Consider the following 26,219-nt stretch of genomic DNA (forward strand, 5'->3'; position numbering starts at 1 on the left):
GAGTTAATAGGGCCGCCAGCGTTCAATCGGTTCTGGCATCATGAGGCTCGAGCTTCCCTATGGAAAAGATGGTCATCAGATATTGGAGGTTCCGGATGAGAATCTCTCGGCCGTCCTTCGACCTAACGAGGTGGAGTGTGGTGAGCCGCAGCAGGAGATCAGAAAAGGACTCCTCAATCCGCTAGGTCTCAACTCACTCCTATCCTTTCTGGAAGGGGATGGAGAAACGGTTTTCATCGTCAACGATGGGACCAGGCCGACCCCGACGTCATTGGTTCTGGAAGCCATATCGGAATTCGCTGATCTGAAGCGATTCCGTTATCTAGTGGCCACGGGAGCTCATCGCCCGCCCACGGTACCCGAGTACCAGATGATCTTCGGACGCTGGTATCCTCTCTTGGCCGACAGGATCAAGGCGCACGATTCCCGCAAGGACAGAATGGTCCACCTAGGCCGTTCCAAGAACGGCACGGAGATGCTGGTGAACGAGATGGCCGCTGAGGCAGATAGGTTGCTCATAATAACCAGTGTGGAGCCGCACTACTTCGCCGGCTACACAGGCGGCAGGAAGTCATTTCTACCTGGGGTTGCGGCTCATAAGTCCATCGAGCAGAATCATCGCCTCGCCATGAGGCCAGAGGCGCAAGTTCTGAGATTGGAGGGCAATCCCGTGCACGAGGACATGATGGATGCCATCAAGTGCATCGAGAACAAAGATATCTTCGCCGTCCAGGTGGTCCTCGATCGGCATCAGAGTATCTACCGGGTGGTGGCGGGCGACCTGCATCGTTCCTTCCGCAAGGCGGTCGAGTATGCCAACCAGGTCTTCTGCGTCCCTATCAAGGAGAGAGCGGGCGTGGTCATCTCGATCGCGCAGTACCCTATGGACATCGACCTCTACCAATCGCAAAAGGCCATGGACAACGCCAAGTGGGCGCTGAAGCCTGGAGGAACGCTCATATTCGTTTCCGAATGTCGTGACGGCATCGGCGACAGGACCTACTACGATCAGCTCTCCCGCTCCGCGGACCTTGAAGAGATCCTCCGCAACCTTGAAACCGAGTATAGGCTAGGGTATCATAAGGCGGCCAAGATGGCGGAGATCGCGAAGAAGGGCAAGATTTGCGGCGTCACCTCACTGAGACCAGATGACCTGAGCAAGATCAACATCCATCCCTTCTCCAGCGTCCAAGAGGCCGTGGATTCCGCATTATTGGTGGATCCAAAGGCAAAGGTACTCGTCATGTACGAGGGCAGCGTCCTAGTGCCGAGGTTGACAGGCAATGGTTGAGCGCATCGAGACGAAGAATCTGGAAGGCGCCAAGAGCAGCATGATGACCTGCACCTACTGCGGCTTCTGCAAATCCGTATGCCCGACCTTCGAGAGCGTCGGATGGGAAGCGAGCGTGGCCCGGGGCCGTATCATCCTATCCTACGGCCTGCTGAACGGGGACATTCCCGCGGACGAGAGCGTGGTGGAGCACATCTATCAGTGCACCACCTGCAAGGATTGCGAGCGCCGCTGTCCCTCCGGCATCGAGGTGGTGGACGTGGTGGAGAGATGCCGCCGCGATCTGGTGGCGGCTGGAGCGCTCCTCCCCAAACACCGTCAGCTGGCGGAGAGCATCCTTCGCAACGGTAATCCGTACGGGGAGGAAAGGAGCGTCGCTCATGCTCTGGGCATAAAGAAAGGCCGGGCCAAGCTAGGCTATTTCGCCGGCTGCACGGCCGCCTACCGCAACCTGGGGATAGCACGCTCCAGTCTATCCCTCCTGAACAAGCTCGGTGAGGATTTCACCCTGGTGGACGAAGCATGCTGCGGCAGCGTGCTGCAGCGCATCGGCTGGAACGAGGACGAGGTCCAGGAGCTGATGCAACGCAATGTTGATTCGATCGCGGGACAAGGGGTCGAGGAGGTCGTGTTCTCCTGCGCCGGCTGCTATCGCATGTTCAAAGAGGAATACCCGAAGCATTTGGACGTGGGGTTCGAGGTGCGCCATATCTCGGAGTTCCTGGCCAGGAAGGATCTCAAGCTCCGGTCCATGTCCAAGAAGATCACCTATCACGACCCCTGCCACCTGGGAAGGCACAGTGGGGTGTACGATGCACCCAGGAAAGTGCTGGCCCGCATCCCCGATGCCCAGTTCCAGGAGATGCCAAGGAACAAGGAGACCGCTCGCTGCTGCGGTGGCGGCGGAGGAGTGCGCTCGGCCTATCCCGAACTGTCAAGGCAGATCGCCGCCCGCCGGGTGGACGAAGCTGCCTTCGCGGATATTCTCGTGACCTCCTGTCCATTCTGCGTTTCCAATCTGCGTGCGGGGAAGGATGGATCAGGATGCGATGTAGAAGTGATGGACCTGGTGGAGCTGATCGAGCCTCTGGTGATCGGTCATGATCGTTAGGGTCCGAGTATACTCGAGCATGCTCGAGGCGCAGGCGGAATGGCGGCGATTCGCTGTGCAGCCGCCAGTGGAGAGAGCAGAGGACCTGTGGCAGAGCATCTTCCTGTACGCCGAGGCGAGGTCGGAGGAGGAGTTGGAGAAGGTGGCCTTCCTGACTGAGGAACTGGGAGGCGATGTGGCCACATGTCATTCCGAGAACCTCAAGCGGATCATGCTCGTTTTCGAATCAGGACTGCTGCGACCGCTGTCCTGCGGGGTGGACGAAGGCACATCCTACGATTTCATCACCCAGGCACTGGGCAATTTCCATGCAAGGAAGTCATTCCATGTCAGACTGCCTGGAGGAGAGCTCCGATCGGAAGGCACCTTGGTCATGGGCGTTCTGAACGTGACCCCGGACTCATTCTCCGACGGAGGAAGATACCTGAAGAAGGAAGCGGCGGTGAAACGGGCATTCCAGATGGCGGAGGAGGGCGCTGACATCATCGACGTCGGAGGGGAGTCCACCCGCCCGGGCGCGGCGGAAACGAGCCAGAAAGAGGAGAAGGCGAGGGTGCTTCCGGTGCTCAGAGACATCATCCCTTCGCTCGACGTGCCCGTCTCCATCGATACCAGGCATCCCGTCGTGGCGGAGGCGGCAGCCAAGCTGGGCGTGAGCATGATCAACGACGTCAGTGGTCTGCGCGATGCGCGAATGGTCAGAGTGGCCATTGAGCACGAGCTTCCGGTCGTGCTCATGCATATGCTTGGTGACCCCAAGACCATGCAGCTCTCCCCTGACTACCAGGACGTGGTGGGTGATATTCTTCTCTTCTTCCAGGAAAGGATCGACGTCGCCAAGAAGGGAGGCTTGGACGAGAGACAGATAGTACTGGACCCTGGCATCGGCTTCGGCAAGACGGTCGGGCACAACCTGGAGATCCTCAGGCGCCTGCCGGAGTACCGCAGCCTAGGTCATCCACTTCTGATCGGCGCTTCGCGAAAGTCGTTCATCCGCAAGATCTTGGGTGAGGATGAGGCGAGCTTGCTACAGGGAAGCCTCGCGACAGCGGCCGCGGCGGCTATGAATGGAGCGAGCATCATTCGAGCGCATGACGTTCAAGAGACGAAACAGGTGCTGCGCATGATAGACGCCGTCCAAGGTGTCTAATCAGACGGCGAAAACGGTCACCATCGCCATTAGCACCATGATGACGACCACCACGGCGAAGAAGATCCAGGAGCGGCGGGTGCTGTCCTTCATCCGTTTCTGGTAGGTCGCCTTGCATTCCTCGGAGCAGTACTCCTCCCCTTCGGGCACGGGATTGTCGCACTGGATGCAATGCGTGTGCGGCGGCAGCCTCTCTGGCATCGCCTTTCGGAAGCGCTTGGATTTACTTAACCCCTTGCTCGAGGGAGATCAGCTCGCTTCGCTTGAGGAGATGCCACGTGCCACCGTGGCTGCGATACCCAGCTTCAAGGCATCCACTAGGATGAAAGGAATCACACCGAGGGCTATGGCTTGGATCGGGCCCATGCCCCAGAAGAGGCAGAGCCAACTCGCCCCGCAAAGATATATCGCTCCCAGGCCAAGGCTCATCACCACGCTTATGCCCGTCAAGCTCCAAACCCTCTTGCTGGATGCGAGATGCCCGACGATGGCGGCGGCGAGCACGAAACCGAAAAGGTAGCCAGAGGTGATGCCTGTGAAAGCCGCGATCCCCTGGAATCCGCTGAACCAGCCGAAGGTCGCTCCCAGGCCCAGGTACATGCCCATGCTGATCGGTGCGAACCTGCCCAAGAGGAAGCCGGAGAGGAGCACGATGAGCACTTGGCCGGTGAAGGGCACGGGCGTGAACGGCAACTGCAGTCTTATCTGCGCAGCCAAGGCGGTCAGTAGTGCCACCAGGAGGGACGCGGCGAGCTTCTCCGCCAAGCTGGCCTCATGCCTCCATCGCAGAAGGACCAGGGCTACGTCCCGGCGCTTGTGCACGAGCTCGGTGCGGACCGACATCGGCAGGAGGAAGGCGCCGCTCCTTGATAAAAATTGTCACGGACCCCCTCTTCACGCTCCTTCGCCGCCCATAGGACGCCCTTGAATGCCACTGTCTGGCAGACTGGGACAATGGTTTTATAAGTATGTCGCCAGAAAACCCACGAACTTCAGTCGTGGGATGAATGGCGATAAAGTTCAAATGCCCGAATGACCGTGGCGTACACATCGCTCCATCGGGCACGGGACTGGCAACGGTCTGCGGGAAAGGCATTTGAACGCTCCTGATGGAGTAGGCCGCCGTGGCAGATGCCACCCTGCCTTGCAGGCAGGAGTCAGCCGACCAAATGTAGCGTGCTGTGACACCTTGGATAAGATCGAGCATAGTTACAAGCCCATGATCTTGATCGTGGGTAGCTGACCTATCAGCCAAAGGAGTTCACCCTCATGTGGAAGATACTAGGCGAGGAGACGCTCCTGCCCGAGGCGGGGGACGTTTGGAGGAAGAGACTAGTGGAGCTCTCCCTGCGCAAGAAGGACCGGGAGCGGTTCTTGAAGCTGCTGAAGGCGGCGGACATCCGCGTGGTGCTGGACGGCGTCCGCGAGGTGTGGATGTTCATCATCAACTTGCCGGAGGGCTCGAGCCGGGAGGACCTGGAGTTCGTGCGGGACTTCTTGATCAAGATCAACAAGGGAGCGGGCGCTCCGCTCATGGAACTGGATGGTGAGGCACAAAAGGTTTCGATCGCCGTCACTAGCGAGGAGTACTCAGACGACTACTCCCTCAGGCGAACACTTCGAACGGAGATGAAGGCGGAAGAGGACGGGAAGAAGCGATAGTGGGTCGGAGAATCTGAACGCCATTGAATAGCATTATCTCCGGTGGCGGCATTGTCGGAAGCGGATGCTTCGGCTCTATTTCCTCGGCGGCGAGGACCTGCAGGAAAGGAATTCAAAGGAGATCGACCAGCAAGCCTTCCAAGAGGCCGGTGGGTCGCCTTCCGTTTTGGTGTTCCCTTGGACATCCAAGACGACGGCGCGCGAGGACAAGTATCGCTGGCTCATGGTGGAGTACTTCAAGGAGCTGGGTGCGAGAGCCGTGCGCTTCGTGGAGGTCTCGCTTCCTTACACCGAGATGGTGCAGTTAGTGGAGCAGTCCGACCTCATCTATCTGCCCGGCGGCGACACCAGGCTGCTTCTCGATCGGATGCGCAACACCGGCGCGGCCCACCTCATCCGCGTCTATGACAAGGTCATCCTAGGCAATTCGGCGGGGGCGCTGGCGCTCTGCAAGGAGTTCGTGCTCCGGCCCGAGGTAGAAGGAGGGCGATTGAGCATCGGCAGCGGCCTGGGCCTGGTCGATTTCAGTGTGGCGGTGCACTACGAACCTTCCCAAGATCAAGAACTGGAGGGACTTTCAACGGACCGGCACATCTTCGCCATTCCGGAGGGAGGGGCGCTGGTCTTCGGTGAATGCAGCATCTGTCTTTTTGGAGAAGTGGTCATGTTCCAGGACGGTAGCAAGGCCTAGCCTGACCATGTGTAAAAGTGAAGAAGGGGGCGCTTGGACCCGGTCAAGGCTGCCGGTTCTGCGGCGGTTGGTATTGTTGGTCCTGTGGCGGCGCGTACTGCTGCGGGGGCTGCTGGTACTGCTGCTGATACGCCGGTGCAGGTTGCTGGTTAGTCGGTTGTACCGGTTGAGGCTGCTCTGGCTCCTCCTTGGAGATTATCTGGCTAGGTCTGACATGTTCGTCTTGAACTTGTCTGGACACGTCCGGCTTGAACTTCCATTTTCCAGGCGTGATCTTCCTGGCCACTTCATCGTCCTGCTCTTCATAACCACCCGCCGCTCGGTAAGCACCCGCATCGAGCACTCGACCGAAGGCCCATCGAATCGCTTTGGAATGGTGGTGCGGACCAAGACCCCTCTTCATCTTGTTCAGACGAACCAGGGAATCTGTTTCGCTGAGGCACGCTCCAACCAAGGAGTCTAAGGGGTAGGTCTAAAGGATAAATACACACAAGCGCTTCCCGCTGAACGGATTCTGGCGTTGCGATGAAGACCAAAATTGTATTCTTAGGTGGATACCTCGGAGCTGGGAAGACAACGCTAGCCTATCATGTGGCTCGAGCGCTTAGCAAACAGGGGAAGTCCGTTTCGGTGGTCATGAACGACCAGGGAAATGTTCTGGTCGATACTCAGTTCATGAAGAATGCGGGGGTCGACGTTGGAGAGGTGGTCGGCGCCTGCTTCTGCACCAAGTTCGATGAGTTCGTGAAGAGCGCCAGGAGCTTGGTCGCCTTCGGAAAGCCCGACGTTATAATCGCCGAGCCCATTGGGACATCCACCAGTCTGATGGCCTCCGTCATCAACCCCATGAAGACGCTCTACAAGGACGAGTTCCAGGTATCACCTCTGTTCGTGGTGGCAGATGGGCCAAGAGCCCTGGAGGATGCAGGGAGGCAAGAGAACCTCGGTCTTGGTCCGAAGAAGATGATCTTGGTCCATCAAATGCACGAGGCCGAAGTGATCGTCATCTCCAAAGTCGATCTGCTGTCCGAAGAGGGAAGGGCGGCGGTCGTGCGGGAGGTGGGGCGGCAGGTGCCAGATGCAGAGATCATTGAGTTCTCGTCCATTGACCAGAGGAACGTCTCGAGCATCTTGGAGATCATCGATTCCGACAGAGAAACGGCGAAGCAGGCACCCAAGGTCGACCAGCGGATCTTCTCCATGGAGAAGGCTGCCATGGGATGGTACAGCGTCAGCTGCAGAATCTCATCCGGGGCGGGCAAGATCGACACCTACGACCTATTAATGGGGATGATGAAGGAGATCGCCAAGCGCTTCAGGACCGACGACATAGCGCATGTGAAGATATTCTTGAATTCGCCGGGCGCAAGTGTCAAGATTAGCCTGGTCGAGGACTCGATACAGGTCGATGATCTCAAAGGGGGCAGATACTTCGAAGGGGTGGCCGAACTGGTACTGAACTCTAGGGTGCGCTCTCCTCCAGAGCCGCTGCGGAGCTCCATTGAAGCGGTCATGGACGAGGCGTTCGCCAAAGCGGGGATCGAGGTTGTGGAAAGAAAGGTCGCGTGTTTCGTTCCCAAGCCAGATTCGCCGAAGTTCGTTTCCTCCTGATATCTGGAAGGGGCGGTGGATAGGCCTCATTCTCACCTAGTTCACAGCAACTCAACTGCCATCACTATTCAAGGGGCCCGGCTGTATAGAAGCTGTCCCGGATGGCGAACAGGTCTGGGAAGAACTTGGGACGGGGCTCGGTCAGGCGCAGCCTGCAATGGACCTCCGGAGCACGGTGCCATCGGTGGAGATCACCACCGTTTCCACAGGCACGCTCTTGCCTGACTTCTCCATGGCCTTCTTCACCACACGATCCAGACCAGAGCAGCACGGCACCTCCATGTGCACCAGTGTGATATCCTTGATGTTGTTGAGGGTGAGTATCTCAGCCAGCCTGTTGATGGATACCGGCACATCGTCCAGTTTCGGACAGCCGATCAACGTCGCCTTCCCTTTGATGAAGTCCGAGTGCATGGCGGCGTAGGCGAAGGCAGTGCAATCGGCGGCCAGGAGCAGGTTTGCGTTCTTGAAGTAGGGAGCGTTGGGATGGGCCAGGCGCAACTGCACGGGCCAATTGGATAGCTGTGCCGACGGCTTTTCTCCCTTGGATTCCGACTTCGGCACGGGGATCCGTCTCAAGGCCGCGGAGGGACAGGCCAAGGGAATCACCTCACCCTTCTTATCGCTCAAGTGCTTCTTCACCGCCTCCTCGTCGAAGTCCGGCGCTTCGCGCTCCTCGATGATCAGAGCTCCTTCCGGACATTCTCCGATGCACGCTCCCAGGCCATCGCAGAACACTTCCGATACGACCCTTGCCTTTCCACTTCTGATCTCGATGGCACCTTCGGCGCACGCCAGCACGCACTTGCCGCAGCCGGTGCATTTCTCCTCATCGATTTTTATTATATTGCGCTTGGCCATTGGAACCAGCCCTCCCTGCTCGGTCTCCTTCAGATTCGGCCGTTCATAAGTCTGTCGCCCCTGCCCCTTCGCATAAAGGCGATGCGAACCTCCAATAAGCTTCGCGACCGTTCCACCTAGGGGAATGCAGAATGGGTCGAGACATCTTTCCCGATGAAGGAGAGGTGCGCTGGGTCGGCACCGGCTGGTTGGAAAGGCACCTCGAGGCAGACGTGCTGGTCATAGACGCCCAACCGAACGTGCATGATTTCATACGCGGTCATATCCCGGGTGCGGTCTACCTGGGCGAAGAATCCCTTCGGCTTTCGGCAGGGGGGGGTTCTCCACAGTTGGCTTGACACCGACCTGGCCGAAAAGGTCCTCGCTTGAGTAGGCATCGACCAGGACCGGGAGGCGGTAGTGTACACCGGCACCAATCCCTCCTCGCCCGTGGGGGACGGCGTGCCGCAGGGCATGATCGCATACTCTCTCGTCCGGTATGGGCACAGAAATATCAGGATACTCGATGGGGGGTTCGATCTCTGGCGTCAAGAGGAAAGGGAGATATCCACTCGCTACCGATCAGCTGGAAAGGGCGTTTTTAGGCCCAAGGTGCGTCAGGACCTGCTCGTCGAATACAGTGAATTCCATGATATGGTGATGAGGAACGAAGCAGTGCATATCGACTTCCGTCCGAAGGCGCAGTATGAAGGAACCAGTCCTTGGCCCAAGCCTGGGCACATCCCCGGAGCGGTGAGCCTACCCTGGTCTAGCCTCTACGAAGAGGGCAACCTCTGTCGGTTGCGGTCAGCGAAGGAGATCGAGGATGTGGTTCGAGCGACAGGAGCGAGGCCCGAGGCCGATATCATTTGCTCCTGTGGGTCAGGGAGGAAGGCAGCCGCGCAGCTCGTCGTGCTCAGATGGTTCCTGGGATTCCCCAAGGTGAGGCTTTTCGAGGCATCGATGACCGAGTGGTGCGCTCATTCTGAGAACCCGACCGTCACAGGTCCCTCTCCACGGTGAGCCAAAGATCTAGGTTCGGATCAACGAAGGCGCGCTTCTAGTTGAGCCAGTATCGTCCGGTTACTCAGTCGGCGATAGATTTCCATCGCCACCTTGACGTGCCTCCTCATCTCCTCTGCAAGGCCTTGCGATTCCAGGCTATCGGCGAACCATCCTTGCGTGATGGCTTCGCAGACAAGTCCAAGGGCGTCTCCGCAGGGCTCTTCCAGGGCTTGCCTGAGTTCCCAATTGCTCTTGGCAGTCTAGTCATTCGACGATTCTGCGCTGCTCCGATAGCAGAGCCCTCTTCATCTTCTCCCTTGATGCCTTTGGGCCCTGGTCTTGAAACTCTTTACATTAGCAGAGTCTGTTGCACTTCTCCTCCAAGTACGTCAGGAAGGGCTCGATGGTCAAGTCTTGGCCAGTGACCACTCTGACCAGATCGCCTGGGTCGTACAGATTGCCCTTGCTATGCACGTTGCTCACGAGCCATTGCTTCACGTTCGAGAAGTCACCACGCCGAATGTCCTGCTTCCAGTCTGGTAGGTCAGCATTCATCTTTCTCAGGAACATGCCTCCATAGATGTTGCCCAGGGCGTAGCTGGGGAAGTAGCCGAACGAGCCAGCGGCCCAGTGGGTATCCTGCATGACGCCTTCCGAATCGTTCTCGATCTCCAGGCCCAGATACTTCTCGTACTTCTCGTTCCAGGCCCGGGGCAGATCGTCCACTGACAGTTTGCCGGCGAAGATGTCGCGCTCCATCTCAAAGCGGATTATCACGTGCAGCCCGTAGGTCACCTCGTCCGCCTCCACCCGTATCTTCGACGGCTGGACGGCGTTGACCGCGGCCACGAAATCATTGAGCTTCACTCCTCGGAGCGATCTTCCGGTGATGCGACGCAGCCGGGGCATGAAGTAGGCCAGGAACTCAGGGCTTCGTCCGACCATGTTCTCCACGAAGCGGCTCTGCGACTCGTGTATGCCGTAGCTGCACGGCGTGCCAATCGTCTGGTACATCCATTCGCGCGGAAGGTTCTGATCGTAGAGGGCGTGCCCACCCTCATGCAGCACGCTGAAGAGGCTGGAGACGAAGCGGTCTTCGTAGTAGTGAGTGGTGATGCGGACGTCGTCGTAGTAGCCGGTTGTGAAGGGATGCTCGGTCTCATCCAGCCTTCCGGCTGCATTCGCGCTGGTGGTGTCGAAGCCGATGAACTTCATCGCCGCTTCGCTGATGCGCCGCTGAGCTGCGAAGGATACCTTGCGCGAGAGGATCAAGTCATCGATCTTCTTGCCCGAGGTCTCCACCTTTCTCATGATGCGTATCAACCCATCCCTCATGCCTGAGAACACTTGGTCGATGCGCTGGGCGGTCATTCCATGCTCGAACGTGTCTATGAGCGCATCATACGGCGTCTTGGTCCCCTTGACCTGCATGAGGATGTCGGCGGCGCGCTTCTTCAGCTGGATCATCTTAGCCAGCTCGGGCTTGAACATGTCATAGTCCTTGGCAGCCTTGGCCTTCTTCCAGATGCCCACGGTCAGGGCCTGCTGCTTCGCGAGGTCCGTGACGAGATCATCAGGCAGCTTCGACGCTTCGTTGTAGTCTCTCCGTGCCAGCTCGACGGCTCTCTTATGGCCGGCCGATAGTGAGGCGAAGCCTGCGCTTGTCTCAACCTCATCGAGTAGGGCCGCGAACCGCTGGTCGACCTGCATCTTGTGTAGCGTGAGCTCGAGCATGGCCAGCTGTTCGCTGCGCAACTGCAGCGCCTTAGGGGGCATCATCGTTTCCATGTCCCAGTAGACGACCATCAGCGCAGAGCGCATCACGTACAGTTCCTTCATCCTGGCCGCAAGCTGGTCATAGGCTTCTTGTGAACGAGACGACAAGTTATCTTGCAGGAGAATCCAGTACGGAGTCTTAACCCCTGCGGGTGTCGGGAGTCACTTCGTCTACATCAGACCCTTCTCTGCCGTGGTCGTCCGCTCCTCCGCTGGTTGACGCCGGCGGGGAGGGGGGATTGCCCGTAGGAATGCCTGAAACGGGCTAGCCTATCCCTATCTCTTCTCTGATCTCCTTCTCCAGGTCAAGCTGCTTGATCTTGTTGCGCATGAAGATCAAGGCGTACCAGGCCACTGCACCCCCTACGATCGCACTGGAGATCAGGTTCACGAAATCCTTGGTCAGCTGATCGCTTGCCATGATGGACGCGGAGGCAAAGAGGTTGAAGATGGCGTGCAGGATGATGGCGGCGATCACGTAGGAGAACCAGGGGGCTTTGCCGGTCTTCTTCTTCGTCAGCAGCATGCCCACGCCGAACCCGGCGATGGCTGCGGTGCTCATATGCATGACGGTCGAAGTGAAGGTACGTATCAGGACGCTGGCTGCCAGTCCGTTCGCCCCGCTGGAGTAGACCTCGCCATAGAAATAGAGAATGTTCTCCATCATGGCAAATCCCAGTCCAATGGCCGCGCCGTACACCAGACCGTTTTCAGGTTCGACCACGCGCCCACGCAAGGCAACGAGCGAACCCGCCTTGACCGTTTCCTCCACGATTGGAGCGACCAGGATGGCCACGAGCACTCCTTGCAGGGTGGCGCTGAAAGGTTGGAAGTCGCCGAAGTCGTCCAGGGGAAGACCGAGCAGAACCAGGATCACCGCACCTGCACCGGCGACGATAGCTCCTATGACAAGAGCGTAGATCACCATGCTCCACGGTTCTCGATGATACAGTTCCATCCTTCGCACCCAGAAGAGAAACACCAGGGCGATAGCGATAGCGATCGCCACCCCAACGAGATACAAGAAGGCATTCGCCATATTGGGGACAATAAATCTGCATGACATAATAGGTTTTCCTGCTTCTTCAGGGACCGGTCCTCGACCCAGCTTAAGGATCGGTGTACGAGATGGCAAGTCATCGATGAGATGCCCGCACGGAGTGATGTGAATGGTGGGTCTGTCCGAACTCAACAGAAGGACCTATCCAGCACGACGATTCTACATTCGGAATTAAGGACGAAATCCTGCCTGCTCACAGATGACCGAAACGGATTACTGGCTTTTTTTCAGGAAACACCTTACCCTCATTTTTGGGAGACTCAAGCAAATTTTAATGGTCGGAACACCGAGTCGTTTCATTCCTATTACCAATAGATAGGATTGTGGGGGTTCAGCGCCAAAGCCACAAATCATTAAGGCATCAATCAGACTTACTAATTCCAGCTAATCTTTATTGAATTGAGGCGTGATGTCAGATCGGGTGCGTTCATGAAACAGAAAACATGCAAGAACGTGAGGTCCACGATCTTCGTGCTACTGTTGTTATTGGGCGCGTTCTTCGTCGTTGCCACAGATACGGTGGCCGCAGACTCAGAGGGCGACTATACCTATACAGTGAGCGGCGGCTTTGCCACTATCACGGGATACACTGGCACTGGCGGAGCGATCACGATCCCCTCGACACTAGGTGGCTATCCCACGGTGGCCATCGGGGACTATGCGTTCCAAGATTGCACCCCCCTGACCTCCGTGACGATACCGGATAGCGTCATCTCCATCGGGTACGGGGCGTTCAACGATTGCCCCTTCCTGATCTCCGTGACCATTCCCGACAATGTCACGTCCATCGGGGGCTATGCGTTCTACGCCTGCACCTCCCTGATCTCCGTGACCATTCCCGACAACGTCACCACCATCGGGAACGGTGCGTTCACTTCCTGCACCTCCCTGACCAACGTGACCATAGGGAAAGGCGTCACATCAATCGGGCTGTATGCGTTCTCCTTTTGCAGCTCCCTGACCTCGGTGACCATCCCGAACAATGTCACGTTCATAGGAGATCATGCGTTCGGTGCCTGTAGCTCTTTGACCTCGATAGATGTGAACGCAGACAACGCGCACTATGCCAGCATAGATGGAGTGCTGTACGACAAGGCTTTGACCACTCTGATCCAGTATCCGACCGGAAAGTCTGGGGGGAAATTCACAATCCCTAACAGCGTCACAACTATCGAAGACTATGCGTTCTCCGACTGTTTCTCCCTGACCTCCTTGATCATCTCCAACGGCGTCACTTCCATCGGGGACTATGCGTTCTCCGACTGCAGCTCCCTGACATCTGTGACCATCCCGAATAATGTCACGTCCATAGGAAACAATGCGTTCTCCAGCTGCAGCTCCCTGACATCCGTAAACATAGGAAGCGGCGTCACTACCATCGAGGACTATGCGTTCTCCGACTGCAGCTCCCTGGCATCAATAACATTCTCAGGACTCGTTGCGCCGACCACCGTTGGTGCCAATTGGATCCTAGGTACGGACGCGAGAGGCCATGCATACGTCGCCTCGAATTTCCCCGCCCCAGGGGGCGATTTCTATGGATTGACGATGGGTGCGGTCATATCCAACAGCCCGACGAGCGATAATACAGTGCTGATACTGGTGGCAGTGATCGCGATTGCCGTAATCCTGGGGGCGGTGCTGTTCGTCCTGCGCAAGCGTAGGAGCAAGAAGTAGGTGGTGCACAAATTATTTATCATTTCCTTTCCTCTGCGAAAACGTGACTTGAGCATCCACTTGGCACTCGGACACCCGAGTATCGTGAAACGGTGGTCCGCATGATCGTGGGAGGGCTGGTGCTACCCGGACCATTGTCAAAGAGAACCTATTTTCCCAATTGCGCAGAAGAATGAAAGTACTGGATATGGATAGTGGTGGGTCTGTCCGGATTTGAACCGGAGTCACCAGCACCCCAAGCTGGAAGGATACCAAGCTACCCCACAGACCCGGATAAAGATTGGATTGTAAGGTGTTTCAGCCCAGGGGGATGATATCGTCCACCAGGTCCGCGTGCGCCACGATCATGCGGCGGCAGCAGTACCGGGACAGGCCTAGATCGTCCAGCACCGTCTGGGGGTCCTCGCCCAGCTGCACCCTCTTGACGAAGGTCTGGTACGAGGATCCTATGACCTTGCCGCAGGTGAAGCAGCGGACAGGTATGATCATTTCTCCTCACCTGTAGGACTTCTGGCGCTTCTTGCGCGCGCCGCGGCCCAGGGGCTTCTTGGGCAGCTTGCGCCTCGGGTCGGAGACGACGAGCGTCCTGTCGAGCAACTTGAAGCTCCGCTCCATCTCCTCATCCTTGAAGAACTCCACCAGTCCCTTGGCGATGGCGGTGCGGACCGCTTCCGCCTGGCCCATGACCCCGCCTCCGCGCACGCTCACGTCGATATCCACCTTCGCCGCCCGCTCTGGGACCAGCATCAATGGTTCCATGGCCTTCAAGCGAGCGAGCTCCGGCGTCATGATGTCCACCGGCACGCGGTTCACGCGCACTTTTCCAGTGCCATCGCGCACGGATGCTCGCGCCACCGCCATCTTCCTCTTACCGCTGGTGTTAACGATTTCCGCCATCTGCTCACCTCACCTTGGACCCTAGGTACGCGGAGACCTCGCTCAGCGTGACATATTTGTCCCGGCTGAACCGGCCCGTCGCACCCTCGAACTTGACCTTCTCCGAGGCCTCGAACTCCTTCGGAACGCCGACGTACACCTTCAGCTTGCGGTAGGCATCTCGTCCAATTGGCCTGTCCCAAGGGAGCATGCCGCGCACCGTGCGCTTGAATATCAGATCCGCCCGCCTGGGGTAGAACGGTCCGTGGATGACCTTGCCTCGGCGCTTCTTCTGCTTGTAAGAGGCGAACACATGCTCGTGCGAACCGGTCACTATGGCCTTCTCAGCGTTCACCACGACCACGTCCTCGCCCTGGAGTATCTTCTTGGCCACGGTGGTGCACAGCCTTCCCAGGATATTGCCATCGGCATCGATAACGGTGACCATCTTCTCACCCCATGATGCGCACGTCCCGGCCGCTGGGCGCCTCGCGCACCAGTTCCGGGATGGTAAGCTGCCTGCCGCCGGCCGCCTCGATCTTCTTCGCCGCCGAGCCGGAGAATCTGTATGCTGCCACGGTCAGCTTCTTGCTGATGCTTCCCGCCCCCAGCACCTTTCCCGGTACGACGATGATGTCTCCTTCCTGGGCGTAGCGCTCCAACCGGCTAAGGTTGACCTCGGCCCAGCTGCGGCTCGGCTTCTCGAACCTAAGCGCAATGTCTCGCCAGATATCGGCACCCTTCTCCCGCGATTGCTCCTTCAGGTTGCTGATGAGGAGCATCAGGTTCGGGTCCGTCTTCTTACTGTCCTTCATGGTTCTGACTCTCCCGACATTGGGTAGGAGGCTCTAATAGAGAGGTCTTTAATAAAGGTTTGCAGGAAGGGAACGCCTGCTGGACGAGACCAGGAACGGCAGCTGGCTCGGTGGCAGCACGTCGCAGGGAAGACGACAACCGCGCATCCCCTGAGAATCAAAGAGCCCTTATATAGACCGTCCTTGATAACGGAATACCTCAGGTGTACCCATGATCCGCTTTGGCCCCGCTGGCATTCCTCTTTCTTGCAAGGGAAGGACGCTGAAGGACGGCATCGAGGACGTGCACAACCTCGGCCTCAACGCCATGGAGGTGCAGATGGTCCGCGTCAATGTGGTGGAGCGCTTCCCGGACGAGGGGGAAGTGGGGATGAAGCCGCTGGAGATCGAGAGCGACCTCATCGTGGAGATCGTGCGCCGTAAGGGCAAGAAAGAGGTGCACATCACCAACCTAGAAGAGAAGATCAAAGAGGAGGACAGCCTCATCACCCTCTCCTCTGGCTTGGTCCAGAACTACCGAGAGCTGCAGGCGCTGGGGAAGATGGGCAAGGAGTTGGACGTTGAGCTCTCCATGCACACCCCCTACTACATGGACCTGATCAGCAACAGCGAGCTGACCAAGAAGTCCATGAACTCCATCCGCTGGGCGGGCATCATGACCGATCAGATGGGAGGGGCCATGGTGACCACCCATATCGGCCTCTACGGACATTTGAGCAAGAAGAAGGCCACCGAGAGCATCAAGGAGAACCTCGGCACCATAGCCGATTGGTGGAAGCAGAACAAGATCCGGCCCAAGCTGGGCCTGGAACTCTCCGGAAGGCTGGAGGTATGGGGCTCGCTGAACGAGATCCTGAACCTCTGCGATGACGTCGATGGACCGGTGCCGGTCATCAATTTCGCCCACTATCACGCTCGTGAGAACGGGAAGCTGAGGGAACCGTCCGATTTCGCGGAGCTGTTCGATAAGACGAAGAAGCACGTGGGCAAGCTCTACTACACCCACTTCTCCGGCGTGGAGCACGAGGGTGGGAATGAGAAACGGGTCACGCCGATAAAGAAGGGCGATCTGAGGTTCGAGCCGCTGGCCGAGTACCTGGTAGAAGCGAACCCCAACTGCACTATCATCTCTTCATCACCTTTGCTAGAGCACGACGCCATGTACATGAAGGTCATCTTCGAGCGCATCCTCACTAAGAAAGTGGTCAAGGACGTCAAGACGAAGAAAGAGGACAAGTCCGAGAAGCCGGAGAAAGAGGAGAAGGAGAAGAAGGAGAAGAAGGGCAAGAAGCCCTCCAAGCCGGCCAAGCGCTCTCACCGGGGCAACTATGAAGAAGAAGAGGAAGATGACGAGGAATGAGAGAAGCCGCCAAGTACATCATCAACGAGGCACAGCGGGCACTGGACCGGGTGGATGACAAGTCACTAGATCAATTCGTAGACTCGATAATCGCCGCCAAGAAGGTGTTCGTCTACGGTGTGGGGAGATCTGGCCTGGTCGCTCGGGCATTCTCCGTGCGTCTGGTGCAGATGGGCCTGGACGTGCATTTCATCGGGGAAACGACAACGCCGATCGTGGAATCGGGTGATCTGGTCATCATCATCTCCAACACCGGTGAGACCATGTCCGCGGTGCAGACGGCGAACATCGTCGGCAGGATCGGGGCCAAGGTGGCGCTGGTCACCAGCTCGGGCCATTCCAAGCTCGGTAGTGCTTCCAACATCGTCGTGGAATTGCCGATCCACACGGACGAGAACAGGCCTCGTCTGGCGCCCCTGGGCACGCTGTTCGAGGCTGCATCATATCTACTGCTCGATTCCCTGGTGCCGGTGCTCATGGAGAGGCTGAAGCAGACCGAGAGCTCCATGCGCAGGCGGCACGCCATCTGGGTCTAGGGCCCAGTCGACTCATTCTCAGGTGGCGAAGAGCCCTCCGTCTTCAACCTCCGCCTCTTCACCGTTTCCCCGAAGTAAGGGTTCTGGTACTGGTCCCAGTAGACGGCGAACGGTCTGCGGACCGCTCTTCCCTTTTCAATGCAGAAGGCCTCAATCTCCTTGTGGATGGGGTCGATCACCAGAGCGGAATGATATCTCTCGCTGAACATGGCGGTCTGGGTATCCACATCCGTGGGCGAGAGGAAGCATCTGTGCCCTGGGTGGGAGTGATACCAGCCTAACAGGATGTAGCTGAAACCGCAGTCATCGATGGAGGCAAAGAGCCTTTCCATGCCTTCCCGCTGGAACCGCACTCTGACCGACGAAGCCTCCAGGTCCGTGGTGGCCACGTCCCGCACCAGGGAATACATCACGTCTCCATTCCGGTAGACGTTGCCCAGGAGGAAGCCCATGACCTCCAGCCGGTCCTGGGCGGCGCTCATGGCATGGTTCCGTATCTTCTCTTCCGATAACTTGGAGACATACAGCTCCAATCTGTCGTTCTTCCGTTCGTATTCCTGCTTAGAGCGTTCGCCCAGCCATTTGTGAGAGGTCCTGCGCTCCCCGGGCGGAGGGGGGCGCTCCTCGATCTTGGCCTCGCTAGCTGCCACGACGCTCGGAGGTTTCAATGGGCGCGCACCACCTTGGGCTGGGGGAGAGTGGCCAGTGGCGGTTGCGGCACCTTTCGGGTGTTGAAGTACTGCGCGGCCTCTGTGCAGGAAGGGGTGCCGAATGGGCTTCCTGGATTGGGATTGAGCAGCAAGTACTCGATGCCTTTGATGAACATCAACAGGGTGGAATTGAAACTCCAGCCATCCAGCTGCTTGCTGCATAGCAATCCTCCATCCTCAGGCAGCATCACGTTGGGATGGAAGATGGGGGTGCACCATACCACTTGGGGCTTGACGAATGGGTAATCCTCGGAGATGGTCATGCGGAAGCGATGATGGAAGCGGCGTCTGATCTCTCCGTTGACCTTCTCGCAGGCGGGGATCTGCACCAGGCTGACCTCGATGTCCAGCGGCATCTCATTCAGCCCCTCAGCATGTATTTCGATAGGATGCCTCAGGCATCTCTGGCAGATGTTGAGCTCGTTACGGATGCGTGCCAACAGCACATCCCTGGGCAACGGCATCTAGCCGCCCTCGGGGTCCGGCAGCAGCTCCAGCTCATCAGCTTCCGCGATGCCAGATTCCAGGACGGTGTGCTGGCCTTTGAGCAGCCGCTTGCCCCTTCTGATGACATAGGCTCCCGGGTCCTTCTCCCAATAGCCGGCCGCCCCCTCGATGATCTCGTGGACCGTGTTCTCGCCCTCCAGTTCCATGTCCACCGTGGAGCCGGTCTCGGCGTTCCTCACGCGTATGTGCACAGACATCCGATCACGAGCCCTTTGACCGGCAGGGTGTTCATTAATCTTATCTATCACAGTTAGCCTAGCTGATAATACGAATAACGGCAAGCCAGAGCTCGATATCTCAGCGCGGATGAACGGGGCAATCCTCGTCCAGGGGGACCTCGAAGACCTCGCTCGTGTTCTTCAGCCCGTTGTAGAACATTATGTGCTTCAAGCATTCGTTCCTCAGGCCGCTCACGATCTTCAGACCCTCCCTCACCTGGATGGCAGCTATGACGCTCGTGGTGGTGATCTCCGCCGCCAGTTTTGGCTTGAAATAGGAGACCTCTGAACCAGAGCAGCTGTATCGCTTCTCCAGCACCCTAGAATGCGTACGATTGGTAGCGCATTGCAGGCAAGGTGTGTCGGGAGGCAGCACCACCTGCACTTTTCCGCTGGAGGACGAGGTCCCGCCGTCGATGTACGGAACGCCACAGAGATAAGAATGGGCGTTCAGGTGCATCCGCGCCGCGATGTTGTCCAGGCAGCCGAAGACCAGATCGTGCGCCCGGAACTCGCCTTCCGCCAGGTCTTCGATACGAGCTTCTATTGCCAAGATTTCGACCTCTGGATATAGTTCCTTCGCGCGCTCTGCCACCGTGGATGCTTTCGACGCTCCCCCTGCGACATCGCTCTCTCGGAAGAAGAGGCAACGGTTCAAGTTCGAGCGAACCACGTGGTCCATGTCCACTACTGTGATCCTGCGAAAGCCGGAGAGCACCAGGTCCTTGACGACCTCGTTGCCTAAGGCACCTGCTCCCACAACCAGGCACTTCTTCCTCTGCACCGCCTCCATGTCGATCCAGCTCACGCGGCGGGAGCGCTCGAAGCGGTCCGCATCCTGAGCGCCGACCAAGAGGGAGGTTGGCATCGTCTGCACGATGCCGAGGCATTAGAAAATGCATTCGGCCAAAGGTAGCGTGCGTGATAACACGCCCGACCGACTAGATCTTGAAGAGCACCAGGGCCATGAATAGCACGTACAACAGCCCGCCCATCATCAGGCCGGACATGTGCAGTTCGCGATGGCTCGATCGCCAGTAGAGCATTGAGCCAGACAGGAGGGCGATACCGATGGCGCTGGCCTGCAGGAATTGGACCGGGTTATCCAAGGATATGTGCCAGTCCGTCAGCAATATACCGATGGTCACCGGGATGCAGCTCTGGAAGACCATTGCGCCCGTGATATTGCCTATGGCATAGGTGTCCTTGCCCTCTCGTATCCAAAGCAGGGAGTTGAACTTCTCCGGCAGCTCCGTCGCGATGGGCGCAATGATCAGCGCCAGAATGAGCGGATTGAGGCTGATTGCCTCCGCCACGGCGTTGATCTGCTGCACGAAGATGCTTGCGCCTAGGATGATTGCCAGCAGGCCCATGATCAACTGCGCGAAGATGAGGTAGGTGGGAGGCTCGGTCCTATAAACTGCCTTCCGGAACGCCTCGCTCACATCGTCCGCCAACATCTCCTTTTCGTCAACGGAGCCGTTCGTGCGACCGCTTCTGACCCGGTCGACATACTTCTGGAAATGGAGGCATTTCAGGTCGCCTTCCTCGCACGCTCCGTCCTTGCATTTGACGGTGACGTACATGTAGTAGATGTAAAGTGGGATCAAGGAAACGCCCACGATCCAGCGGAGGATGGACAGCTCTGGCGGCACGAACGCAGCCAGGACCGCCAGAAGATACGCCAGGAGGAAGAACCTCAGGTCTCGGCGGATGAGCTTGCCATTGATATGCAAAGTGCGCGTCCTCCGGCGCTTGGCGAATATCAGCAGCGCCAACCCGCAAACGAACATGGCCAGGGTGGCGAGCATGAACGGCGCTCCTAGTATCGCCCCCACTCCGATATCCTGTCCCGAGTCCCCGCCCACGAAGAGGATGGCTATGAGAGGGATGAGCGTCTCCGGCATGGCCGTTCCCACGGCGGCGAGCACGCTACCTACCGCTCCCTCGGAGAGCTTGAAGCGCCTGCCCACCCATTCCACGCTGTTGGTGAAGTATTCGCAGCCCACCAGGATGATGGCAAAGCTGACCAGGAACAGGAGGACGTCCATCGTCTGCCGACCATGCCTCGTGAATATTAAAGGCTTTCATCATTCTCCGTCGCAAGGCTATTGACTCGATTCCCGTAACATTACGGAAGATAGGATTATCACCTAGGATGGCCTCATTCACACGGCCCCTAGGCCAGGTGGGTGTGCCGATATGCCGCGGCATGTTTCTTCGAAGTCCAGTTCCCCAGGCAGAGGAGCGGGTGCGACCGCTCTCCCGATGCTCGTGATCTTGATCGCGGCTCTGATGATCGTCCCCTCCCTCATGGTCTCCTTGGACCTGAGGGCTCCAGAGGTCGGTCTGGACGCTCCTGTTCCGGCGACCAGTGAGGCCTCCTACCAGGCGAGATCCGGCGTGATACTCGCTTCGCATTCGGTCATCACAATCAACAACAACGCGCAGTTCGCCGCCAAGGCCTCCGCCGAAGGCTGGTCCGGATCTGGAACGGAAATGTGGCCATACATCATCCAAGGCTACCTGATCGACGGACAACGAGGGGGCAACTGCATCTACGTCGGCAACACGACCATCTACTTCATAGTCCGCGATTGCGAGCTAACGAACGCCCGATCCGTGGCGAGCCCCTATAGAGAGGGGTCGGGGATATGTCTTTACAATGTGACCCATGCCACCGTCCAAAATAATTTCCTTTGGAACAGCGACAAAGGGGTGATGCTCGACGGCAAGGCGAACAACAATACCATCGAGGACAACTCAGCTAAGTACAACTCCTATGGCCTCTACGGCGTCAACTGCAAGGATAACCTCATCCTCCACAACAATTTCTCCCATAACGACAACTACGGCATCCGCCTGAACACGGCCATGCGCAACAACCTGACCTCCAACGACTGCAGCTACTCTTCATATGGAATCTACCTGAGCAGCAGCCCGATCGGCAACACCGCCACCGATAACCTTTGCCAGCGGTGCAGCAGCTACGGCATCTATGTGAATGGTGGGGAGAAGAACCACCTGATCGGGAATGAGTGCTCTTGGGCGGGCAGCGCGGGCATCTACCTGTCATCCACTCAATACAGCGACCTCGCCTACAACTCCATGTGGAAGGGCTCCATCTACATCACAGGTTACGTACTCTCCTACTACCTAACCCTGACCATCGATGCCTCCAACACCGTGAACGGAAAGCCGGTCCGGTTCTACAAGGACGCGAACGCGGCCAATGCCACCGTGCCCCTCAACACAGGCCAGGTCATCCTGGTCAAGATGTCTTGGATAGGTGTGGTCGGGCTGGACCTGAGCGGTACGACCTATCCGGTATTGGTCTACTATTGCCAAGATGTTCAACTAACGGACAATGATCTCAGCGGAGCGTCATATGGAATATATGCCTTCTATTCAGAGAGACTGATCGTTCAGAACAATAGGATGACCTCATGCAGCACCGGCGTGATGGCAGAGTCGTGTCCTGGCCTCATTATCCAGGGCAACAATGCTTCCTCATCATCCACCGGTCTATACATCTACAGTTGCAGCGGAGCCAAGCTGATCGGCAACCAGCTCTACCAAAGCTCAATTGGCATCTACATCCAGTACAGCTATAGCTGCGAGCTCTACAGCAATGTGCTCACCAAGGGATCCATCGCTTTTTCGGAGGATGAACTCACATTCTCCACCCAGATCATTCCCGCCAACAACACGGTAAACGGCAAGGAGATACTGTACCTGGCAAACGCCAACTACGGGAATGCTACCTTCGCGCCGGTGGTGGGGCAGCTCATCCTGGGCAACGTGAGCTGGGTCACCATCAGCGGGCTGGCCATGGATAACTCCACCTACGGCGTGCTCATGGGCTACTGCGACAACGTGACGGTCAGATCATCGATGTTCTCGGCCGTCACCTATGCCATCTACATACAATACTCCACCACCATCACCGTCGACGATGTCTCTACTTACGACGGCAGCTTCGGCGTCTATCTTACCGGCAGTACCAATTGCCTGATCAGCAATTCGTACATCACCCGGGCGTACTACTGCCTCTACCTGCAATACTCGAACTCGAATACCATCTTCAAGGTCAACGCCACCTACTCCAATTGGGGCTATGGCGAAGGCGTCTACCTATACGAATCCCACGGAAACCTGATCAAGCAGTGTTCCCTGGGTCGGCACTACGATGCCATCTACGTGTATTACTCTGACTACAACACGGTCGAGGGCTGCACGTTCTATAGTGAATATCGATATGCGGTGTATTGGTACTATAGCAATTACCTCACGCTCAATAGTAATCAGTTGTCTGGGTGTTCGTTCCTCGCTGAAGGGCCGTTTGAGGACTTCAGCACTACTTCCATGGCCGGCAACACGGTGGACGGCAAGCCAATCTACTTCCTTGCGAACGCAGACCTGGGAGGATCGAGCATCCCGGTCGGAGACTACGGGCAAATATTCCTAGGAAACGTGTCCAATGCCCGGGTCACAGGGCAGAGCATTTCCAATATCAAGGTCGCCATGGTGCTTGGCTACTGTAATGCCATCCAGGTGGACGCGAACGACATCCACGACTGCTATTACGGCATTTTCATCAAGGGCACGAGCAATAGCCAGATCCATGACAACACCTTCATGCACAATTCTTACTCCGTCTATGCATACTCCTCCAATAGTAATACCATCCAAGGAAACCAGTTCACCGGCGACTACAGCGATGGCATATACCTCAGCTACTCCCAGACGAACCAGGTGTTGGGCAACACCTTCACGGACTGCTATTATGGAGTGGAAATCTACTCGTGTGGGGGAAACGTCCTCAGCTCCAACGCCTTCGTCAAGTGCTCTTTAATGATGAAAGGCACCAAGGACCAGATGTCCTCTACCTCAGTGGAGACAAGCAACACGGTAAACGGTGGAAGCCTCCTCTATGTGAAGAACGCCGATCTCAATAACGCCACGATATCCACCACTGGCATAGGGCAGCTCATCCTATGCAACGTGCGCAATGCGCGAGTCACCGGCCTATCGTTGGCGAACAATTCTGTGGCGGTATTGATGGTGTACTCCTCAGGAATCACCTTGGACCATTCGAGCTTCTCCAACAACAAGTACTCCGTCTACACCTACTTCAGTGATCACTGCACGATAGCGAATTCCAGATCATCTAGCAGCCCATACGGATTCTATCTGTATGAGTCGGACTACAACCTTATCACTGGCTGCAACGTGACGGCTGCGAACAATTACGGAATTTGGATGCAATACGCGGACGGGAACGTGGTCACGAATTGCAGCACGGATACCAGCTACTACTCCATAGGTCAGCAATACTCTTTGGGCAACACCATCACGAACAATATGATCGCCCATGGCTCCTACCAGCTATATGCCTACAATTGCAGGTATGGAAGCATACGAGATAACACCTGTGAGCGGGGGTATTGTGCCATGTACGTATATGGAACCTGCTACGATCTGACAGTGACCGGGAACCGGTTGTTCAACTCCTCGTGGTACGGGATCTATACCTCCGGGTGCAATGGCAACTTCTTCTTCGGCAACAAGCTCGTAGGCAACAGAGGTGCCGGCCAGGTCTACTCCTCCAGTCATGTGCAGGCCTACGACAGCGCGGACGGCCTGAACTTCTGGGACAACATCGCGGGCGTCGGCAACTACTGGGGTGATTGGACCTATCCCGACGCGAACCACGATGGCATAGTGGATTATCCGTACGTTCTCACTGGAAGTGTCAAGAACAAGGACCGCTACCCGGTAAGTGACACCACTCCTCCCGAGCTGACGATCACCACCCCGACAGAAGGGCAGAGCGTGATGACCAGCGATATCGATGCCACCTGGAGCGGATCGGATAAACAATCGGGCATCTCGCACTACGAGGCGCAGGTCGACGATGGATCGTGGGTGAACCTTTCCGAGCAGACACACTATGCCCTAAGCCTCAGCGGAGGGCAGCATACTCTCGGCGTGAGGGCGTACGATCGAGCTTTGAACGTGAGGGAGAACCATGTAACGTTCGTCATCGTGAGCGTCCCGGATGCGCCGACGAACACGATCGCGGTCGCCGGAGCATCGCAGGTAGTGGTCTCCTGGCATCCCGGTTATGATGGTGGCTCTGCCATCATAGAGTACCGCATACTCCGCTCGCTGGTCTCGGGCGACTACTCTGCGGCGGTGACGGCGGCCGTGGCACCAACGGCCACCACCTACGCGGATAGCGGCGTAACGGCCGGCACGACCTATTACTACGTCGTCAAGGCCAGGAACGCCAAGGGAGATAGCCTGGCATCGAACGAAGCCATAGTGGTCTTCGGCTCCGGTACTTTGCCTCCAGACTCGCCCACGTTGAGCCTATCCGCATCACCCGTAGGCGCAGACTATGTCTGCCTTTCGTGGATCGCGCCGGGCAACACTGGCTCATCGCCCATAACCGCCTACAAGGTATATCGTGGCACGCAGCCAGGTGGCACTTCCAGCTTGATTGCGACCATCACGGGAGCGGAAACGACCTACTATCTGGACTCAGGGCTTGCCGTGGGCATCTACTACTATCGGGTCAGCGCGGTCAACACCATCGAAGGGCCGAGATCCAATGAAGTGGTGGCGACCGCCGGTGCGGTCACAGGAGCGCCTGAAAAGGTGACCTCGATCAGCACCAGCGGTCACGACAACCGCATCGACCTGAGCTGGAGCGCTCCGTCACAGGGAGCATCTGCCATCACTCAGTACCGCGTCTACCGCAGCACCGTGCCGGGGAACCTGGTGCTCATCGGCCTCCCCACCGGCACATCCTACACCGATGGCACGGTGACCAAGGGTCAGACCTACTACTACTGGATAGTGGCTGTGAATGCTCAAGGCCAGGGCCCGCTCTCTGGCCAGACGAAGGTCACGGCAACGGAGCCGCCGGCGAGCGACATGCTGCTGCCCATAATGCTCATCATCGTGGTAATCGCGGTGGTGGTGGTCTTCCTGTTGCTGATGAAGAGGAGGGGCAAGACCACTCCAATCCCCCCGAACCAACGAGGTCGAGCACGTGCAACAGGCCGTTTGTCAGGGGGAGAACGTGACCAAGAGCTGGAAAGGGATAAGGGGTTCACTCAGCCAGCGAGCCCGCCGCCACCGGGGACCCCGCCACCACCAACACCAGAGCCCAGGCCGGTGCCCACGCCCACAGTCCTCTGCCCCATCTGCGGCAGATCCTCCTTTTTCGTGCAGGGCATGGAGTTCTGTCCCGAGTGCGGGGCCAATCTGTTCAAATGAGGCTTCGCACCAAGCCTCCTCCTTTTCATTCTTTGA

The 26,219-nt window shown here is 57.6% G+C and carries 26 protein-coding genes and 1 tRNA gene; 11 read left to right on the forward strand and 16 right to left on the reverse strand.

The genetic code is table 11. The annotated features are described in order from the left end of the window. Window positions 1-40: 40 nt before the first annotated feature. Genes larA through folP form a run of 3 tightly spaced genes read left to right on the forward strand, consistent with a single transcriptional unit; the run spans window position 41 to window position 3,552 of the window. The gene (gene larA / locus NT137_05865; protein MCX6652864.1) at window positions 41-1,291 is read left to right on the forward strand and encodes a nickel-dependent lactate racemase; all 1,251 of its coding nucleotides are present in this window, start codon (window positions 41-43) and stop codon (window positions 1,289-1,291) included. Next, on the forward strand, window positions 1,284-2,402 hold the full coding sequence (locus tag NT137_05870; protein MCX6652865.1) for a (Fe-S)-binding protein: 1,119 nt from the start codon (window positions 1,284-1,286) through the stop codon (window positions 2,400-2,402). The genes larA and NT137_05870 overlap by 8 nt, the downstream gene beginning before the upstream one ends. Beyond that, complete coding sequence (folP, locus tag NT137_05875) at window positions 2,392-3,552, forward strand: dihydropteroate synthase (protein ID MCX6652866.1); 1,161 nt, start codon at window positions 2,392-2,394, stop codon at window positions 3,550-3,552. The genes NT137_05870 and folP overlap by 11 nt, the downstream gene beginning before the upstream one ends. Here folP and NT137_05880 read toward each other — a convergent pair whose 3' ends face one another. Together NT137_05880 and NT137_05885 are read right to left on the reverse strand one after the other, a co-directional pair. After that, window positions 3,553-3,753 carry a DUF2116 family Zn-ribbon domain-containing protein gene (locus tag NT137_05880; GenBank protein ID MCX6652867.1) on the reverse strand — a complete coding sequence of 67 codons (201 nt, stop codon included), beginning with the start codon at window positions 3,751-3,753 and terminating at the stop codon, window positions 3,553-3,555. It lies immediately after the preceding gene. A gap of 48 nt (window positions 3,754-3,801) precedes the next feature. After that, window positions 3,802-4,395 carry a biotin transporter BioY gene (locus NT137_05885; protein MCX6652868.1) on the reverse strand — a complete coding sequence of 198 codons (594 nt, stop codon included), beginning with the start codon at window positions 4,393-4,395 and terminating at the stop codon, window positions 3,802-3,804. Between the two features lie 426 nt (window positions 4,396-4,821). Here NT137_05885 and NT137_05890 point away from each other — a divergent pair, with 426 nt between their 5' ends. Together NT137_05890 and NT137_05895 are read left to right on the forward strand one after the other, a co-directional pair. Continuing rightward, a complete protein-coding gene (locus NT137_05890; protein ID MCX6652869.1) occupies window positions 4,822-5,214 on the forward strand; it encodes a hypothetical protein in 393 nt (130 codons plus the stop codon). 64 nt (window positions 5,215-5,278) lie between these two features. Further along, window positions 5,279-5,905, forward strand: coding sequence for a Type 1 glutamine amidotransferase-like domain-containing protein (locus NT137_05895; GenBank protein MCX6652870.1), 627 nt, complete (start codon window positions 5,279-5,281; stop codon window positions 5,903-5,905). Between the two features lie 43 nt (window positions 5,906-5,948). Here NT137_05895 and NT137_05900 read toward each other — a convergent pair whose 3' ends face one another. Continuing rightward, on the reverse strand, window positions 5,949-6,308 hold the full coding sequence (locus NT137_05900) for a hypothetical protein (protein MCX6652871.1): 360 nt from the start codon (window positions 6,306-6,308) through the stop codon (window positions 5,949-5,951). Between the two features lie 122 nt (window positions 6,309-6,430). On the opposite strand from NT137_05900, the gene NT137_05905 reads away from it, so the two are divergent. Further along, window positions 6,431-7,516 (forward strand): adenylyl-sulfate kinase, encoded by a 1,086-nt coding sequence (locus NT137_05905; protein ID MCX6652872.1) that lies wholly within the window; start codon window positions 6,431-6,433, stop codon window positions 7,514-7,516. A gap of 141 nt (window positions 7,517-7,657) precedes the next feature. On the opposite strand, the gene NT137_05910 is transcribed toward NT137_05905, so the two are convergent. Next, window positions 7,658-8,377: a 4Fe-4S binding protein gene (locus tag NT137_05910; protein MCX6652873.1), complete on the reverse strand. Its 720-nt coding sequence runs from the start codon at window positions 8,375-8,377 to the stop codon at window positions 7,658-7,660. Between the two features lie 399 nt (window positions 8,378-8,776). Between NT137_05910 and NT137_05915 the strand changes: the two genes are divergently transcribed. Continuing rightward, the gene (locus NT137_05915; GenBank protein ID MCX6652874.1) at window positions 8,777-9,379 is read left to right on the forward strand and encodes a rhodanese-like domain-containing protein; all 603 of its coding nucleotides are present in this window, start codon (window positions 8,777-8,779) and stop codon (window positions 9,377-9,379) included. A gap of 336 nt (window positions 9,380-9,715) precedes the next feature. Here the strand turns inward: NT137_05915 and NT137_05920 are convergent, their stop codons facing one another. Both NT137_05920 and NT137_05925 read right to left on the reverse strand, forming a co-directional pair. Further along, window positions 9,716-11,200, reverse strand: coding sequence for a carboxypeptidase M32 (locus tag NT137_05920; protein ID MCX6652875.1), 1,485 nt, complete (start codon window positions 11,198-11,200; stop codon window positions 9,716-9,718). A 202-nt stretch (window positions 11,201-11,402) separates the two neighbouring features. Further along, window positions 11,403-12,161, reverse strand: coding sequence for a PrsW family intramembrane metalloprotease (locus NT137_05925; protein MCX6652876.1), 759 nt, complete (start codon window positions 12,159-12,161; stop codon window positions 11,403-11,405). 465 nt (window positions 12,162-12,626) lie between these two features. Between NT137_05925 and NT137_05930 the strand changes: the two genes are divergently transcribed. Further along, complete coding sequence (locus NT137_05930) at window positions 12,627-13,874, forward strand: leucine-rich repeat domain-containing protein (protein MCX6652877.1); 1,248 nt, start codon at window positions 12,627-12,629, stop codon at window positions 13,872-13,874. Between the two features lie 195 nt (window positions 13,875-14,069). On the opposite strand, the gene NT137_05935 is transcribed toward NT137_05930, so the two are convergent. The 5 genes from NT137_05935 to NT137_05955 form a co-directional block, all read right to left on the reverse strand. Continuing rightward, window positions 14,070-14,145: transfer RNA gene (locus NT137_05935), tRNA-Pro, on the reverse strand. A 26-nt stretch (window positions 14,146-14,171) separates the two neighbouring features. Beyond that, complete coding sequence (locus NT137_05940; GenBank protein MCX6652878.1) at window positions 14,172-14,363, reverse strand: DNA-directed RNA polymerase subunit N; 192 nt, start codon at window positions 14,361-14,363, stop codon at window positions 14,172-14,174. A gap of 6 nt (window positions 14,364-14,369) precedes the next feature. Then, the gene (locus tag NT137_05945; GenBank protein ID MCX6652879.1) at window positions 14,370-14,771 is read right to left on the reverse strand and encodes a 30S ribosomal protein S9; all 402 of its coding nucleotides are present in this window, start codon (window positions 14,769-14,771) and stop codon (window positions 14,370-14,372) included. Between the two features lie 4 nt (window positions 14,772-14,775). After that, window positions 14,776-15,198 (reverse strand): 50S ribosomal protein L13, encoded by a 423-nt coding sequence (locus tag NT137_05950; GenBank protein MCX6652880.1) that lies wholly within the window; start codon window positions 15,196-15,198, stop codon window positions 14,776-14,778. Window positions 15,199-15,202: 4 nt separating this feature from the next. After that, window positions 15,203-15,565, reverse strand: coding sequence for a 50S ribosomal protein L18e (locus NT137_05955; protein ID MCX6652881.1), 363 nt, complete (start codon window positions 15,563-15,565; stop codon window positions 15,203-15,205). A 211-nt stretch (window positions 15,566-15,776) separates the two neighbouring features. Here NT137_05955 and NT137_05960 point away from each other — a divergent pair, with 211 nt between their 5' ends. Then, complete coding sequence (locus tag NT137_05960; GenBank protein MCX6652882.1) at window positions 15,777-16,925, forward strand: TIM barrel protein; 1,149 nt, start codon at window positions 15,777-15,779, stop codon at window positions 16,923-16,925. Beyond that, a complete protein-coding gene (locus NT137_05965) occupies window positions 16,922-17,461 on the forward strand; it encodes an SIS domain-containing protein (GenBank protein MCX6652883.1) in 540 nt (179 codons plus the stop codon). Before NT137_05960 ends, NT137_05965 begins: the two co-directional genes overlap by 4 nt. Here NT137_05965 and NT137_05970 read toward each other — a convergent pair. The 5 genes from NT137_05970 to NT137_05990 all read right to left on the reverse strand — a co-directional run bounded on the left by NT137_05970 (window position 17,458) and on the right by NT137_05990 (window position 20,947). Then, complete coding sequence (locus NT137_05970) at window positions 17,458-18,129, reverse strand: hypothetical protein (GenBank protein MCX6652884.1); 672 nt, start codon at window positions 18,127-18,129, stop codon at window positions 17,458-17,460. The two genes, NT137_05965 and NT137_05970, sit on opposite strands and share 4 nt — an antisense overlap. Then, window positions 18,126-18,635, reverse strand: coding sequence for a hypothetical protein (locus NT137_05975; protein ID MCX6652885.1), 510 nt, complete (start codon window positions 18,633-18,635; stop codon window positions 18,126-18,128). Before NT137_05975 ends, NT137_05970 begins: the two co-directional genes overlap by 4 nt. Continuing rightward, the gene (locus NT137_05980) at window positions 18,636-18,875 is read right to left on the reverse strand and encodes a hypothetical protein (GenBank protein ID MCX6652886.1); all 240 of its coding nucleotides are present in this window, start codon (window positions 18,873-18,875) and stop codon (window positions 18,636-18,638) included. Between the two features lie 100 nt (window positions 18,876-18,975). Then, complete coding sequence (locus NT137_05985; protein ID MCX6652887.1) at window positions 18,976-19,764, reverse strand: ThiF family adenylyltransferase; 789 nt, start codon at window positions 19,762-19,764, stop codon at window positions 18,976-18,978. Between the two features lie 73 nt (window positions 19,765-19,837). After that, a complete protein-coding gene (locus tag NT137_05990) occupies window positions 19,838-20,947 on the reverse strand; it encodes a hypothetical protein (GenBank protein ID MCX6652888.1) in 1,110 nt (369 codons plus the stop codon). 217 nt (window positions 20,948-21,164) lie between these two features. Between NT137_05990 and NT137_05995 the strand changes: the two genes are divergently transcribed. Continuing rightward, on the forward strand, window positions 21,165-26,183 hold the full coding sequence (locus tag NT137_05995; GenBank protein ID MCX6652889.1) for a right-handed parallel beta-helix repeat-containing protein: 5,019 nt from the start codon (window positions 21,165-21,167) through the stop codon (window positions 26,181-26,183). The last annotated feature ends 36 nt before the right edge of the window (window positions 26,184-26,219 follow it).

It is taken from the genome of Methanomassiliicoccales archaeon (assembly GCA_026394375.1).
Classification (GTDB): domain Archaea; phylum Thermoplasmatota; class Thermoplasmata; order Methanomassiliicoccales; family UBA472; genus JAJRAL01.